The following is a 367-nucleotide window of genomic DNA, read 5'->3' as shown; positions in this document are numbered from 1 at the left end:
TACTCGATGCACCCGATCATCACCGCGGTGTCCGGCACCCGGTGGGTCGACGCCGCCCGCGACACCGACTTCGGCCTCGATCGTCTCCGGCGGCAGCGACGTGCCGGTCGGGTTGTTCGGCGACGTCAGGAACACCACGTCGGGGCGGTGCTCCTCGACGGCGGCGACGGCGCGGGCAGGTCCTCGGCCTCGGCGAGCGCGACGACCCGGCCGGTGGCGGCGGCGAGCGCGTCGCGGTCGTACTCGATGCACCCGATCATCACCGCGGTGTCCGGCACCCGGTGGGTCGACGCCGCCCGCGACACCGACTTCGGCCTCGATCGTCTCCGGCGGCAGCGACGTGCCGGTCGGGTTGTTCGGCGACGTC

The 367-nt window shown here is 73.8% G+C and carries 1 protein-coding gene and 1 pseudogene; both read right to left on the bottom strand.

The features are described from left to right. Window positions 1-171: pseudogene (locus DMH08_RS42935) on the bottom strand (aminotransferase class I/II-fold pyridoxal phosphate-dependent enzyme); the annotation flags it as partial. Further along, complete coding sequence (locus tag DMH08_RS42565; RefSeq protein ID WP_267898606.1) at window positions 126-260, bottom strand: hypothetical protein; 135 nt, start codon at window positions 258-260, stop codon at window positions 126-128. The gene DMH08_RS42565 and the pseudogene DMH08_RS42935, both read right to left, overlap by 46 nt. Window positions 261-367: the final 107 nt, after the last annotated feature.

It is taken from the genome of Actinomadura sp. WAC 06369 (genome assembly GCF_003947565.1).
GTDB classification, from domain to species: Bacteria; Actinomycetota; Actinomycetes; order Streptosporangiales; family Streptosporangiaceae; genus Spirillospora; species Spirillospora rifamycini.
The sequence above is the reverse complement of the archived record's forward strand: the minus strand, read 5'-3'. Positions and strand labels throughout refer to the sequence as shown.

Excerpts from the sequence above, each read along its gene's own strand:
- DMH08_RS42565 (WP_267898606.1), bottom strand. The coding sequence starts at position 260 with ATGATCGGGTGCATCGAGTACGACCGCGACGCGCTCGCCGCCGCCACC.